Here is an 11,926-nt window from a genome sequence, read left to right as displayed (position 1 = left end):
AGCCACTTCGGCTAAGTGGCTTGGAGGTGGGTGAAATGGAGGTGGAGAACGATGCTCCCAGTGAAAGTAACAGTTGGAACCCGCGGATGGCGAGAAAGACTGAAGCAGACGTTCTTAGTAACGTTTCCTGCATTACTGCTCTGCTTAGCCCTTGATTTCGTTGGTGGGGGCGTTTTGGGAAAGAATTTTGAAATGATAGTCACCTCTTATCCGCTGCTTCTGATAATTCTCCCCGGTCTCAACGATCTGAGGGGCAACGTTTTTGGGGCTATGGCCTCGAGGATGACAACGGCCCTCCACCTCGGTAAAATTAGGGGAGTCCTCGACAAGGAAGTCACGACCAACGTGTCGATAGCTATTGGAAGCTCTAAGATACCCCTTATTATTCTCTGGATAGCAGGCACTATAAAGCTTGGTTTCCCCGATTCAGCCTTCGTCGTCCTTCTCATCGTGATTGCCTCCGCGTTAGTCGTTGGTTTGCTCCTCGGCTACTCCACCGCAATCATCACGGTATTCTCCTACCGCTGGGGCGCGGACCCTGACATGATAGCGGCCCCTTTAATAACCTCCGTGGCGGACGTCATAACAATCCCCTCGCTCGTTTATCTCGTATTTTTCTACGAGAGTAACGAAACGGCCTTCTACGCCTTTACGGCCCTCATGATAGCCCTCCTAGTTCTGCTAATACTTCGCTCTAAGTATGGGAGAGAACACATCAAAGCGTTCAAGGAGATCGGGGGAGTCTTAACCGGCCTGGCCATTCTCGAGATATTCTCAGGCTCGATGCTTGAATCTTACAGCGATTTCATCTCCCAAGTTATAATACTCAGCGTTATGTACCCGTCAATACTCGACAGCGTCGGTAACTTCGCCTCGATAGCCGCGGCAACCACTTCAACGAGGCTAAACCTTTCTGGAGAGAGCGCCCTCAAAGACAGGGAGTTCTACTTTGACATTTCTGCGCTGCTCCTGTTAACTCCGATAATAGGTTTTCTGACCAACTATATAGCAGTCCACGTCACAAACCTGATCGGCTATCACGCTACGTTGATATGGCCGTTCATCCTCGGCTACCCCTTCCTCGTCGCGGCAAACATAGCCATCGGAGTTATTATAGCCCTCATTTCCTTCCGCTTCAACATCGATCCGGACAACGTTGGAGTCCCGACTGTCACCACGGTGGCTGATATAACGGGAACACTCTTCGTCGTCCTGCTGGCGAAGATGATGGTGGGAGCATGACGGCCCGTCGAGGACCGCTTAAAGTGGCCGCACTACCTGTGCCCGCGGCAATCTTTCCTCTTTCCTTCTTCTGGAAAGTCCTCAACAGAAATAAGAACGAGCTTGCCCATTGGGATGAGATCCGTTCCGGGGAGAATGTGCCCCCGAAGCTACCCGGAGTAATGAGGCCCCTGAATCTGCCCTGAGAAGCTAGGATTTTTTGAAAAGCCTGCATTAATGGATGTTTCCGTTCATTGGGGCTCAATTTTTACAAAACGCAACTCTTTTATACACCCAGAATGAATTTTTCCCGAGGAGAAGTTTCTGGCGGAGGGACAACGATGACTGACAGGATTGTGGAAGAGATGAGACCCTTCTTCGACCCCAAAGCTGTTGCCATCGTAGGCGCAACCGACAAAAAGGGCAAGGTTGGGAACGTTATCTTCGAGAACTTCAAGAGAAACAAAGAGAACGGCATGTTTAAAGGCAACATCTATCCCGTGAACCCCAAGCTTGAGGAGATTGACGGCTACAAAGTCTACAAGAGTGTTGAAGAGCTCCCGGACGACACCGATCTGGCGGTCATCTCGATACCTGCACCATCCGTGCCCGAAACGATGAGGGAAATCGCCAAAAAGGGCATAAAGTCGGTCGTCATAATCACGGGCGGCTTCGGAGAGCTTGGCGAGGAAGGGAAGAAGCTCGAGCGCGAAATCTACGAGATAGCCAAAGCCAACGGGATACGCGTTATAGGTCCAAACTGCGTTGGCGTTTATGTGCCAGATACGGGCGTTGACACCGTCTTCCTGCCCGAAGAAAAGATGGACAGGCCCAGGAGCGGACCCATAGCCTTCGTCAGCCAGAGCGGTGCGTTCGCAGCTGCGATGCTCGACTGGGCGGCTGGAGCTGGAATAGGAATTGGAAAGATGGTCAGCTACGGCAACAAGCTCGACGTTGACGACGCCGACCTGATGGACTACTTCCTCCACGATGACGAGATAAACGTCGTCACCTTCTACATCGAGGGCGTTAAGGACGGAAGGAAGTTCATAGAGGCAGCTAAGAGGATAACGAAGGTCAAGCCAGTCATCGCTCTGAAGAGCGGGAGAACCGAGTATGGGGCAAAGGCGGCTTCTTCCCACACCGGTTCTCTCGCCGGGGCGGACACGATTTACGATGCCGTCTTCAAGCAGACGGGCATAATCAGAGCAGAAGACTTCGAGCACATGTTTGACCTGGCCAAGGCCTTTGCATCGCTCAAAGGCAAGCTCCCGAAGGGCGACAGGATAGGCATAATCACCGACGGTGGTGGAGCTGGGGTCATGGCAAGCGATGCAGTGGCCAAATTCGGCCTCAGGATGGCAAACCTGAGCGAGGAGACGATAAAGTTCCTCAAGGAGAACTTCCCGCCGCACGCTGTCGCTGGCAATCCGACCGACGTTGTCGGAGATACCGACGCGGAGCGTTACAGGATAGCAATCGAAGCTTTCACCAAAGACCCGAACGTTGACGCCATAGTTATCATCGTCCTCTTCCAGGTGCCCCTCCTCGAGGAGGAGAGGATAATCGACATCCTCGCCGAATACCAGAGGAAGAGCGATAAGCCGATAGTGGCTGTGGCAATGGGCGGAAAGAAGACCGACCGCTACGCGAGAATGCTCGAGGAGAGGGGAGTTCCGGTCTATCCAACCCCCGAGAGGGGAGTTAGGGCAATGGCAGGTTTGGTTCGTTATGCTCAATATCTGAAGAAGGGGTGATGGTTATGAAGGAGGAAGCCCTCAAAGTTATTGAGTCCGTCCTGGCCCAGGGCAGGACGGCCATGGTCGAGTACGAGGCAAAGCAGGTTTTAAAGGCTTACGGTCTGCCCGTTCCGAACGAGAAGCTTGCCAGGACTCTCGATGAAGCTCTAAAGTACGCCGAGGAAATCGGCTACCCGGTGGCCATGAAGCTCATGTCGCCGCAGATTCTCCACAAGAGCGACGCTAAAGTGGTTCTCCTCAACATAAAAACGCCTGAGGAACTCAAGGAGAAGTGGGAAGTCATCCACGAGAACGCGCACAAATACAGGCCGGACGCAGAAATCCTCGGCGTTCTCATAGCCCCGATGCTCAGGCCGGGCAGGGAGATAATCATCGGCGTCACCGAGGACCCGCAGTTCGGCCACGCGCTCATGTTCGGTCTCGGTGGAATCTTCGTAGAGGTTCTCAAGGACGTCACGTTCAGGGTAATCCCGATAACCGAGCGCGACGCCAGGAAGATGATAACGGAGATAAAGGGCTACCCGATTTTAGCGGGAGCGCGCGGTGAAAAGCCAGCTGATATAGAGGCAATAGTTGATATGCTCCTCAGGGTAAGCGAGCTGGTCGACGAGCTGAGGGACTACATCAAGGAGATGGACCTCAACCCTGTCTTCGTCTACAGCGAGGGCGAAGGCGCCGTGGTCGTTGACGCGAGGATCATCCTTAAGGTTCCCGAGGACAAAGGGCCCTAAATGAGCTCTGAGTGCAAGGAAAGGTGCGCTTAATCCTTTTCTTTTTGAAATTAAAAAACTCAACCGAAAATGCTCGAGCCGAAGAGGTGCAGAAAAATCTCGAACGCAACCAGTATCAGCGTGAGCGCAATAACCCCCTTTGGACTGACCTTAATGGCCCTCGTGTCCTCATCAAAGAACCTCATTAAGCCCGCTCCGGTTGGCGGAAGAGTCGTTTTATCCTTTGCCATACCCATCCCCTCGTCCTTTGTGGTAAGGCCTCTATAAGCGTTCTCCCCACGAACGTTTTTAAGCTTTTCCGGGAAGGTTTATTAACGTTCCTCCTTTATAGCCCCCGGTGGGAAGCATGGACTACGGGAGCCTCAGCCCAAAGACAAAAACGGTTTACGCCCAGGTTAGACATCTGGATGACTACCACTGGAACATAGAGGGAGAAACAATAAGCGGCATCCACAAAAAGAGCGGTATCAAGGTCACGATTATGACTGCAGACAACAAGGAGCAGGCCATCAAAATCGCAGAGAGCCTGAAGCCGGAGGGGATTGTGATAATAGCGGTCCCCGAGAAGAGCGTCTTCTCCGTCCACAACGGAGTTTTCATAATGACCAACAGGTACGCCAGGACAACCCTGAGCGACATAAACGATCACATAGTGTGGAAGGGTTTCAAAGTTGAAGAGAAGAACGGAAAACTCACTCAGATGGATTTTTATGAGTACCTGGGGGGCAGGTTGATAGATCACATCAAGCAGAACGCAGTAATTGGCCAGGACTACGTCTTCTGGCAGTTCTACAAGTGCGAAGAATGCGGCAAATACGTTGACATAGACAACCTGGAGTTCCATCTTAAGGAACACGGGATTAAACTTCAGGAAAAGAACGAGGAGGTCTACGAGATCTTCGAGCTGAACTTTGGGGACGGCAAAGTTTACGACAAGTTCGGAAAAGAGATTCCCATTTCAGCTTTCAGCGAAGAAACACGGGAATTCCTTGAGGAAACGCTGAAAAAGGAGTGATCAGGGGAAAAACTCCCGTTCAAGAAGTTTTCTTTCCCTTTCTTCGAAGGCGTTTTTGGTTACGACCACCGTTAAAACGCTTTCTTTTGTTGTCACTGTATCCTTAACCGCGAGGAGGAACTTCATCATGGGTTCGAAGCCAACCTCTGACTTCAGGTACTCGAGGGCATCTATATAAACTATCTTATACCCGTTTTCCAGTTCTCTGGTTATCAGGTCCTGGAGTATCCCAAGCTTTGACGGGCTTATGGCTATTACGCGAGGCTTCTCCCGAACGAGGCCTTCTTTTGCCCTCGTAAGCCAGAATACCAGGGAACCCTCCGAGAACTTCTCAGCGGCTCTTTCAGGGTCGGTTCTTGTTACCGCTATCATGTCGTTCCTGAAGAAGTGCGGGTATTGTGAGAGAAGCTCCTCTTCGCCGGGAAACAGATGGGCTCCAAGAGGCGGCACGTTCGATACTGACGTCTTCTCCGGCTTTACCGCTGGATAGAATACAAAGGTGAACGCTCCAACCGCGGCCAGTACTCTGCCCAAGGCCGCCGCGGAGAAAGCAAAGTTTGAATACCAGCCTATCTGCCTTCCAATGGGATAGGTAAGGTTGAGGAGACCGACTATTGAGATGCCCACAGGGAACAGTCTGTCCCAAAGCCTCCCCCCAATTATGTACTTCCAGAGGATGTAAGATAGGAGAAGCAAACTTCCGCCAAAGACAAACGATGGAAAACTGTTTTTGAGTAAGAAACTGTCCCCGAAGATATTTGCCGCCACAGCAAACAGCCATAGATACGAGGTTACAAGAAGTATCGACACGAGGAGGGCGTGTTTAAACCCGATTTTTCCATTCTCAAGGCAGAGGAAGCCCCAAACAACTGAGACACCTATCAAAAAACTCGGCACTAACGATGCAACATCGTAGGCCTCATCCGGTATCCTGATTCCGAGGGGGTCCAGGATGTACGCTTCGATGTCAAGGGCATTAATTAAAAAAGCCGCTGAAAGCAGTGCCCACCCCTGGTTCTTTGTTTGGTAAGCCTTGTAAGCTATGGCCCCAAAAAGAATCCACCTCGAAAGAAAGTTGACGAGCGCGATCCATTCCATTTAACCCACCTTCCTTAGTATTTTCTCTTGTTTCAGCAACACCATAGCCCCTGGAGGAACGTTCTCGTCCACTACGACGCCAGGCCCTATCAGAGAGTTGCTCCCAATCTTTCTGCCGGGATAGATGCTGACGTTAATCCCAGTTTTGACATTGTGGCCGATTATGGCGCCGAGTTTATGCCGCCCGCTGTCTTCGAGCTTTCCTTTGATTTCGACTTTGATGCTGCCCCTGTCGTGTCTAAGGTTAGCTGTTATAGTTCCCGCGCCGAGGTTTACGTTCTCACCTATTATGGAATCCCCGACATAGTTCAGATGGGGTGCATTGGAGTTGTCCATTATTATGGAGTTCTTGACCTCAACAGCGTTTCCAATGTGGCAGTTGTCGCCTATGCTCGTGCTGGGCCTTATAAAGCAGTTCGGGCCTATCACTGAGTTTCTCCCTATTTTTACCGGCCCTATTATGTAAGAGCCGCTCCTTACCACGGTTCCCTCTCCTATCTCAACAGGAGGTATTACTACGGCGCCTTCCTCGACTTTTCCTCTTATCTCATGCTTCAGCTTTGTTTTGAGCAGGTATTCGTTGAGCTCGAGGAGGTTCCATGGCCTGCCGATATCATTCCAGTAACCATCGTAAACTGCATAAACGACGTTTTTTCCGGCATTTATCATGAGGTTGATGGTGTCCGTTATCTCGTACTCTCCTCTCTCGCTCGGCGGTGTGGACTTGATGAAGCTAAAGACTTCAGGAGTGAATACGTAGAGGCCGAGGTTCGCATAACCCGGAATTTTCCCCGGCTTCTCGGTTATTTTTTCGACTTTGAGTCCATTAACGTCAACTTTCCCGAAGTGACTCAGGTCGTCGAAATTTTTTACCAGAATGGCCGCATCGGCATTGTGCTTTCTGAAAGTGGACACGAGTTCCCTGACTCCGTCTTTTTCAAGATATATGTCCCCGTTTGCCACTATGAATTCCTCGCCCGTAACGTATTTCTCAGCGCTTTCTATGGCTTTGGCAGTTCCATTCCCCGGAAGCTGTTCGACGTAAGTTACTGGCTTCCCGTGAAACTCGTCACTGATGACTTCAATCAGCTTCTCCTTTTTGTACCTTACAATGATCACAAAGTCATCAACGAACGGGTCAAGATTCTCCATTATGTACTCTATTAGGGGCTTGTTAGCCACTTTCAGAGTTACCTTGGGTCTGTCGTCGGTTAGGGGTTGGAGCCTTTCTCCTTTCCCTGCCGCTAAGATAACGCCTTTCATGGGCTCACCTCCAGAGTATTGAGATTAGGGATATTAGAGCATAACCCATGAGGAACTTTCTCCCGTATGCTGCGAGCTTCATGAGAAAATGTATAATTATCAAAGAGAGAAAGAACGATACTGAGGATAGGATTATTCCGTCGATCCCCACGAGACCGGACTCTTTGAGTAGCATAGCCCTGAGAGCAAAGTATGCAGGAGAGGCTAAGAGAGTGGCCCTAACGGCATCCCTTACATCACTTTCTATCATTGAAGCCGCTATTAGGGAAGTCAGGGCCCTCGAGGGGCCGGGCGATGAAAGCCCCTGGGCAGTTCCTACCAGAAAAGACAGAAAAAAATCTTTGATGTCCCCCGGTAAATTAAAGGGCACCCTTTCAAGAGTGCCCAGAATTAAAAGTACAACACCCAGGGCAACGTCCAAGATGAGAAGGGTTTGGATGCCAAGAGTTCCCAGGGTTTTCCCGAGGGGGTAGCCTATTATGAGTGTGAAAAGTGATGAGTACAGAAAGACCTTGGACCAGCTTCTCCCATTTTGAGTCATTAAATCCCTTGGAAGCAGGCATATTTCCTTCTGGAAATAGAAGATACCCGCAAAGGTCATCCCCACATATATGGGGAAAAGGTAAGCCTTTTCAAGCGCGAGCTCAGGGCTAGTCGGGAGCCATGCCAGAATCGTTCCAAGTATCGCTTTGAGTACCAGCTGGGGGTAGCTCAATCCTATACCACCCTAAACTATCTCCCCATAGAAAAAATAAAGTTTTCGAAGCATTTCTCCTCCTGTGGTCTCCCTGCCGTTGGAGAGCGGGCTTCATTAGCCAGCTGAGTGCTGGCAAGATACTGACCCGATACTGCCGTTTTTGCCTTTCTTGCTATGTGGTTTGGCTGCAGGGTTGCTAAAGACTTAAGTTGGTGATTTTTCCTTTTCCTTCAGGCATATTTTTAAACTCGCGGGCAAACTCTTCTCGTGTGAGAGAAAAGGAGGGTGATTTATATGAAGAACCCTTTTGAGAAAATGCCGACGGTGCTTACCGCTGATGAACTCATAGACAAAGCCTTCAGACGGGCTGAGAAAGCCGCTTCCGCCGTTACACCCCAGGGCGGAAAAGTGGCAAAGGCGAGACAGAGGGAGGAACTGAGGATAAGGACTGTTTCCAACGTCGTTAGAGACAACCTGAAGAAGATACTCGAGGGAACCCCCGGGGTTTCTACCCTGCCGAAGTTCTATCAGGAGCTCGTGGACACATTGGTTGACAGGGACCAGTTCCACCGTTCGCTGGCGAGGGTTGATTGGGCGATAAAGACAATCCGAAACCTTGAACAGAGGTACGTGGAAAAGCTTCGCTTTGAGAGGGACCCCATGGAGATAGCAAAGTTGAGGAGGCAGTTTTATGGCAGGGTGGCGGATATACTGCAGAGCATCAACGACGACCTTGAATACCTGAACAGGGCCAGAAACGTGCTAAAGGAACTCCCGGTGGTTGATCTTGAGCTGCCAACCGTAGTGATAGCGGGTCATCCCAACGTTGGGAAGAGCACTCTCCTGCGAGTCCTAACCAACGCAAAGCCTGAAGTGGCCAGCTATCCCTTTACCACCAAAGGCATCAACGTTGGCGAGTTTGAGGAGCACTACCTCAGATACCAGGTGATAGACACCCCGGGTCTCCTTGACAGGCCCCTCAGCGAGAGAAACGAAGTGGAGAAGCAGGCGATATTGGCACTGAAGCACCTCGGGGATGTTATAGTCTACATCTTTGATCCAAGTGAGCACTGTGGCTTTCCGATAGAAGAGCAGATGCACCTGTTTGAGGAGATCCATTCGGAGTTTGGCGAGTTTCCCTTTGTGGTGGTTCTCAACAAGACGGACATAGCGGAGGAGGAAAAGATTCGACAGATTGAAGAGTTCGTCAGAAAGAAAGGCCTCAGGCCCATCAGGATATCAGCTTTAACTGGGACCGGCCTGGATGAGCTAAAGAAGACCGTGATTGAACTGGTCAGGCCAAAGGCTGAAGGGCTCGCCAGGAAGATAATGGAAAAGGAACTGGAAAAATTCCGGGAGGGAAGCAATTTTGTGTGAGTTTCTCAGAGACCGAAGGCTCCCCTTATCCCGTTTATTATCATCTGCATGGCCATTGAGGCGAGTATCAGACCCATCATCCTCGTCATCACCTTGATGCCTAGTCTTCCGAGCCTCTCCTGTATCTTGCTCGAGAAGTAAAGGATGAGCCAGGATGTCAGCCCTACCGCCACGATGCTGGCTACAATGAGGGCCTTCTCGAAGATTTGGTGGCTCCTGGCAGTGTAGAGCATAACCGTTGTTATCGCGCCCGGGCCTGAGAGAAGGGGAATCGCAAGTGGAATTATAGCGACCTCCTCGAGTGTAACGGCCTCACCGCTGAACTCCTCGGTCTCCTCCCTGCTTATCTTCACAGTGGAGATATTTCCCGAGAGCATCTCCATTGCCATCCTGAAGAGAAGTATACCTCCGGCTATTGCAAAGGCGTCGATGCTTGAGCCGAAGAATTTGAATATCCACTGGCCGATGAGGGCGAAGACAAGGAGCGTTATCACGACGGTTATGGCAGTCTTCGTCGCTATCTCGCGCCTCTCTTTCCAGCCGAGGTCGCGGGTGACGCTCAGAAAAACGGGGACGGCTCCAATCGGGTTCGTTATCGCGAAAAGGCCTCCGTAAATGAGAATGAAATACTTCAGGTACTCGATCATGGGATCACCGTGTCGAGCGGGTACAAGGAGTTAAAAAGCTAATCTTCCCTCACCACTTCAAAGGAATAAGTCACCTCTGTCCCGCTCAGCTTCATGTGGGCGCTGGCGGAGCAGTACTTGTCCTGGCTCAGTTCTATGGCCCTTTTGGCCTTCTCCTCCTCCACGTTGCCGTATATTCTGTAGTGGATGTGGATCCTGCTGTAGATCCTCGGGTGCTCCTCGCGCCTTTCGCCGCTTATCTCGACCTCCAGACCCTTTAGGGGTTCGCGCATCTTCTGGAGTATCATCACCACGTCGTAGGCTGTACAGCCGGCGATACTCAAAAGCAGAAGCTTCATGGGGCTTATGCCGCCTTCCCCGAGTATGACTGAACAGCTCTCCCCCTCAATGTGTCCAACGAACTGATAATCCTTGAACCACTCAACCTTTCCCCTGACCGGGTCTGACATTGCCACCACTGGCTTCATTCCCAAAATGCCTTTAAAGAGGTTTCCCAAACTTTGGCGATGTACGTGAGACCCTTTGATCCATGGAAAGCGAAACTCTGCACCTGCCCCTTCAAGTACACGCTGAACGTCTACACCGGCTGCGACCACGCCTGCGTCTACTGCTACATAACGAGCTACATCCCCAACGCCTTTCGGGTGAGAACCAAGGAGAACCTCCTGCCAAGGCTGGAAAAAGAGCTAAGAGTGTTGGATAAAAGCCACATCATAGCGCTCTCCTACTCCTCCGACCCGTATCCAAAAATTGAGGAAAAGCTGGAAATAACGAGAAGAGTGCTGGAGCTTTTCAAGAGATACAACGTCCGCTGTCTGCTCCTCACGAAGTCCAACATCTTCGAGCGCGACATCGATATTCTAAGCGAGCTGAAGTGCGCCGTCGGAATAACAGTGACGACTGTGGATGAGAAGAAGGCGAAACTCCTCGAGCCGAACGCGCCAGCCCCGAGGGCCAGAATCCGGGCGCTGAAGAAGGCAAAGGAAGCGGGAATTCCTGTTTACGCCCGCATTGACCCGATAATCCCGTTTTACACGTGGGAGGACTTCGATGAGACCCTCGATGCCCTTAGCTTCGTGAGCCACGTAACGGTTTCAACCCTCAAACTCCGCCCCGATTCAAAGAAGAGGATGTTCGCCAAGTTCCCGGAGCTGATGGAGAAACTGTGGCCGCTCTACGAGAAGGGTGAGCAAATAGGCGGCTACTACTATCTTCCGCAGGAGCTTCGTTTTGAAATCCTGCAAAAAGCCGAGGAAGAGATCGTGAAGAGGGGTATCACCTTTGGTTCCTGCAGGGAAGGCTACCGCTCTTTCCCCACCTGCGACGGCTCACACCTCGTTCCCGGATGAGGGCTTCTCCTGCATTTCTATATTTTCTCTCTCAATCCTGCGGTGGTGGTTCTCTCTGGCGGCATTGATTAGGGCTTTGTAGAGCCCGATCATCTCCGGAAGGTATTCGGGTCTCCACTGAACGCCAACGTAAAATCCCTCTTCCCTTTCGATGGCCTCTGTTATACCGTCTATTGAGAACGCTATGGGCTTGAACCCTTCCCCAACCTTCTTAATTGCCTGATGGTGGAAACTGTTGACATGGATAAAGACCTCGTTGGTGCTTGAGACCTCCAGGTAATCCTTTATTGCCTCGTAAACCTTTGAGGCTGTCTTGAGTCTCATCCCGTGAAGACGCTGATGCGGGTTAGTCTGTCTTATGTCCCAGTCATGTTTTATCGCCTTCGGGATCTCTGAGGCTATATCCTGGTAGAGGGTCCCGTCCATGGCCACGTTCATTATTTGCATCCCTCTACTTATCCCCAAAACTGGGATTTCCATTTTAAGGGCCAGCCTGAACAGTTCTATCTCAAATTTGTCCCTGTCATAATCAACGCTCCTGATGTAAGGTAATGGGTCATCCCCGTAGAAGTAGGGATGGACATCGGGTCCATCGGTCAGCACTATGCCATCGGCGATGTTCACTATGTCCCCGGGATCACCTTCGGGCAGAAAAACCCCGGGTATCCCTCCAGCATTCTTTATAACCCGGAATTGCTGTTTGATGGAAGCCCAATCCGATTCTTCGGTTCCCACAATTATAGCTATGAGCGGCTTCATAGGCACCCC

General features: G+C 51.1%; 13 protein-coding genes. 6 read left to right on the top strand and 7 right to left on the bottom strand.

Features of this window, described 5'->3' with window-relative positions:
- Nucleotides 1-51: 51 nt before the first annotated feature.
- The 3 genes from ACZ47M_RS05430 to ACZ47M_RS05420 all read left to right on the top strand — a co-directional run bounded on the left by ACZ47M_RS05430 (nucleotide 52) and on the right by ACZ47M_RS05420 (nucleotide 3,712).
- Nucleotides 52-1,242, top strand: a complete 1,191-nt coding sequence (locus ACZ47M_RS05430) for a magnesium transporter (RefSeq protein WP_315342846.1) — start codon at nucleotides 52-54, stop codon at nucleotides 1,240-1,242.
- Between the two features lie 320 nt (nucleotides 1,243-1,562).
- Nucleotides 1,563-2,978 (top strand): acetate--CoA ligase family protein, encoded by a 1,416-nt coding sequence (locus ACZ47M_RS05425; protein WP_315342848.1) that lies wholly within the window; start codon nucleotides 1,563-1,565, stop codon nucleotides 2,976-2,978.
- Between the two features lie 5 nt (nucleotides 2,979-2,983).
- Complete coding sequence (locus ACZ47M_RS05420) at nucleotides 2,984-3,712, top strand: acetate--CoA ligase family protein (protein ID WP_315342919.1); 729 nt, start codon at nucleotides 2,984-2,986, stop codon at nucleotides 3,710-3,712.
- A gap of 59 nt (nucleotides 3,713-3,771) precedes the next feature.
- Here the strand turns inward: ACZ47M_RS05420 and ACZ47M_RS05415 are convergent, their stop codons facing one another.
- Entirely contained in the window at nucleotides 3,772-3,942 is a 171-nt protein-coding gene (locus ACZ47M_RS05415) for a preprotein translocase subunit Sec61beta (RefSeq protein WP_010478173.1), read from the bottom strand.
- A gap of 116 nt (nucleotides 3,943-4,058) precedes the next feature.
- Between ACZ47M_RS05415 and ACZ47M_RS05410 the strand changes: the two genes are divergently transcribed.
- Nucleotides 4,059-4,727 carry a TBP-interacting protein gene (locus ACZ47M_RS05410; RefSeq protein ID WP_315342922.1) on the top strand — a complete coding sequence of 223 codons (669 nt, stop codon included), beginning with the start codon at nucleotides 4,059-4,061 and terminating at the stop codon, nucleotides 4,725-4,727.
- On the opposite strand, the gene ACZ47M_RS05405 is transcribed toward ACZ47M_RS05410, so the two are convergent.
- From ACZ47M_RS05405 to ACZ47M_RS05395, 3 genes are read right to left on the bottom strand one after another with little or no spacing between them, the layout of a single operon-like run.
- Nucleotides 4,728-5,825 carry a DUF835 domain-containing protein gene (locus tag ACZ47M_RS05405; RefSeq protein ID WP_315342849.1) on the bottom strand — a complete coding sequence of 366 codons (1,098 nt, stop codon included), beginning with the start codon at nucleotides 5,823-5,825 and terminating at the stop codon, nucleotides 4,728-4,730.
- Nucleotides 5,826-7,088, bottom strand: a complete 1,263-nt coding sequence (glmU, locus tag ACZ47M_RS05400; RefSeq protein WP_315342851.1) for a bifunctional sugar-1-phosphate nucleotidylyltransferase/acetyltransferase — start codon at nucleotides 7,086-7,088, stop codon at nucleotides 5,826-5,828.
- A 4-nt stretch (nucleotides 7,089-7,092) separates the two neighbouring features.
- Nucleotides 7,093-7,803 (bottom strand): hypothetical protein, encoded by a 711-nt coding sequence (locus ACZ47M_RS05395; RefSeq protein WP_315342852.1) that lies wholly within the window; start codon nucleotides 7,801-7,803, stop codon nucleotides 7,093-7,095.
- A 276-nt stretch (nucleotides 7,804-8,079) separates the two neighbouring features.
- On the opposite strand from ACZ47M_RS05395, the gene ACZ47M_RS05390 reads away from it, so the two are divergent.
- The gene (locus ACZ47M_RS05390) at nucleotides 8,080-9,162 is read left to right on the top strand and encodes an NOG1 family protein (protein ID WP_315342854.1); all 1,083 of its coding nucleotides are present in this window, start codon (nucleotides 8,080-8,082) and stop codon (nucleotides 9,160-9,162) included.
- 5 nt (nucleotides 9,163-9,167) lie between these two features.
- Here the strand turns inward: ACZ47M_RS05390 and snatA are convergent, their stop codons facing one another.
- Nucleotides 9,168-9,809 carry a neutral amino acid NAAT transporter SnatA gene (gene snatA, locus ACZ47M_RS05385; protein ID WP_315342855.1) on the bottom strand — a complete coding sequence of 214 codons (642 nt, stop codon included), beginning with the start codon at nucleotides 9,807-9,809 and terminating at the stop codon, nucleotides 9,168-9,170.
- A gap of 38 nt (nucleotides 9,810-9,847) precedes the next feature.
- Complete coding sequence (locus ACZ47M_RS05380; RefSeq protein WP_315342924.1) at nucleotides 9,848-10,258, bottom strand: OsmC family protein; 411 nt, start codon at nucleotides 10,256-10,258, stop codon at nucleotides 9,848-9,850.
- A 57-nt stretch (nucleotides 10,259-10,315) separates the two neighbouring features.
- On the opposite strand from ACZ47M_RS05380, the gene ACZ47M_RS05375 reads away from it, so the two are divergent.
- The gene (locus ACZ47M_RS05375; protein WP_315342856.1) at nucleotides 10,316-11,158 is read left to right on the top strand and encodes an SPL family radical SAM protein; all 843 of its coding nucleotides are present in this window, start codon (nucleotides 10,316-10,318) and stop codon (nucleotides 11,156-11,158) included.
- Here the strand turns inward: ACZ47M_RS05375 and ACZ47M_RS05370 are convergent.
- Nucleotides 11,138-11,917, bottom strand: coding sequence for a gamma-glutamyl-gamma-aminobutyrate hydrolase family protein (locus ACZ47M_RS05370; protein WP_315342926.1), 780 nt, complete (start codon nucleotides 11,915-11,917; stop codon nucleotides 11,138-11,140). The genes ACZ47M_RS05375 and ACZ47M_RS05370 overlap by 21 nt on opposite strands.
- Nucleotides 11,918-11,926 lie beyond the last annotated feature (9 nt).

Source organism: Thermococcus waiotapuensis, assembly GCF_055384795.1.
The sequence above is the reverse complement of the archived record's forward strand: the minus strand, read 5'-3'. Positions and strand labels throughout refer to the sequence as shown.

What these genes read in the sequence shown, in the direction of transcription:
- glmU (WP_315342851.1), bottom strand. Translation starts at nt 7,088, where the DNA reads ATGAAAGGCGTTATCTTAGCGGCAGGGAAAGGAGAAAGGCTCCAACCC.
- ACZ47M_RS05430 (WP_315342846.1), top strand. Translation starts at nt 52, where the DNA reads ATGCTCCCAGTGAAAGTAACAGTTGGAACCCGCGGATGGCGAGAAAGA.
- ACZ47M_RS05370 (WP_315342926.1), bottom strand. Translation starts at nt 11,917, where the DNA reads ATGAAGCCGCTCATAGCTATAATTGTGGGAACCGAAGAATCGGATTGG.
- ACZ47M_RS05420 (WP_315342919.1), top strand. Translation starts at nt 2,984, where the DNA reads ATGAAGGAGGAAGCCCTCAAAGTTATTGAGTCCGTCCTGGCCCAGGGC.
- ACZ47M_RS05380 (WP_315342924.1), bottom strand. Translation starts at nt 10,258, where the DNA reads ATGTCAGACCCGGTCAGGGGAAAGGTTGAGTGGTTCAAGGATTATCAG.
- ACZ47M_RS05375 (WP_315342856.1), top strand. Translation starts at nt 10,316, where the DNA reads ATGTACGTGAGACCCTTTGATCCATGGAAAGCGAAACTCTGCACCTGC.
- ACZ47M_RS05415 (WP_010478173.1), bottom strand. Translation starts at nt 3,942, where the DNA reads ATGGCAAAGGATAAAACGACTCTTCCGCCAACCGGAGCGGGCTTAATG.
- ACZ47M_RS05425 (WP_315342848.1), top strand. Translation starts at nt 1,563, where the DNA reads ATGACTGACAGGATTGTGGAAGAGATGAGACCCTTCTTCGACCCCAAA.
- ACZ47M_RS05390 (WP_315342854.1), top strand. Translation starts at nt 8,080, where the DNA reads ATGAAGAACCCTTTTGAGAAAATGCCGACGGTGCTTACCGCTGATGAA.
- ACZ47M_RS05405 (WP_315342849.1), bottom strand. Translation starts at nt 5,825, where the DNA reads ATGGAATGGATCGCGCTCGTCAACTTTCTTTCGAGGTGGATTCTTTTT.
- ACZ47M_RS05410 (WP_315342922.1), top strand. Translation starts at nt 4,059, where the DNA reads ATGGACTACGGGAGCCTCAGCCCAAAGACAAAAACGGTTTACGCCCAG.
- snatA (WP_315342855.1), bottom strand. Translation starts at nt 9,809, where the DNA reads ATGATCGAGTACCTGAAGTATTTCATTCTCATTTACGGAGGCCTTTTC.